Below are 898 nucleotides of genomic sequence, written 5' to 3' on the forward strand. Positions count from 1 at the left end.
GCCCTACAGGCAAAGATAAAGTCGAATGCCGAGCATTTATGGCGTGGATGGTTGCGACTGCAGCCGAATCGGCTCTCTGCATCGGATCGATCCTTGCTCAGCAAGTACCGCGCTTTACTGAAAATGGTCATCGACACAGGAACGGATGCACAACTTGAAAATAAAATTCTCCGGCAATACTACTCTCTGTTTTCCAGAGTCAGTCATCTACTTTCATGCTGGGCTGTGACGTCGCTATCAGCAAAAGGCAAATTACCTTTTAATCCGAATCATTTTGATCTCGTAATCTTCGATGAGGCAAGTCAATGCGATATTGCTTCGGCATTGCCACTGTTGTATCGGGCAAAGCGAGCAGTTGTTATTGGAGACCCAAAGCAGTTAGCTCACATTAGTGGATTGGTTCGCGGTCAGGACCAGCAGCTGCTCGATAAATTCGGACTGCTGTTGGATTATCCTCAATGGGCATACTCCTACACCTCCCTATTTGATCTGGCATATGGACTGGCTAAAACATCCGATATCGTCAACCTGCGAGATCATCACCGATCTCATGAAGATATCATTGAATTCTCCAACAAGACATTTTATGAAGGCGACTTAAGGGTAGCGACTCGCTATAGCGAATTAAAGCATCCAACACCTGAAGACCCAGGTATCAGATGGGTTGACGTGAAGGGAGTGGTAGATAGGCCCGAGAGTGGTGGAGTAATAAATGATGTGGAGGCGCGGGCTGTGCTCAAAACGTTGCAGCAGCTCGTAATTGAGCGAAATTACCAAGGGTCTGTTGGTGTCGTCAGTCCATTCCGGGCTCAGGCGAACCACATACGACAACTGGTTAATGACGATGCTGTGCTATCGGAGAAACTTACCAGCCAAAATTTTCTAGTAGATACGGTTC

Annotated in this window: 1 protein-coding gene; it reads left to right on the forward strand. The window is 47.2% G+C overall.

Annotation, left to right across the window (positions count from 1 at the left end; all coding sequences use genetic code 11):
• Nucleotides 1-93: 93 nt before the first annotated feature.
• The coding region (locus tag AC1DRJ_RS30045) for a DEAD/DEAH box helicase (protein WP_477805320.1) at nt 94-898 on the forward strand (805 nt) is incomplete at its 3' end.

The sequence above is a fragment of the Pseudomonas sp. P5_B2 genome (assembly GCF_056400445.1).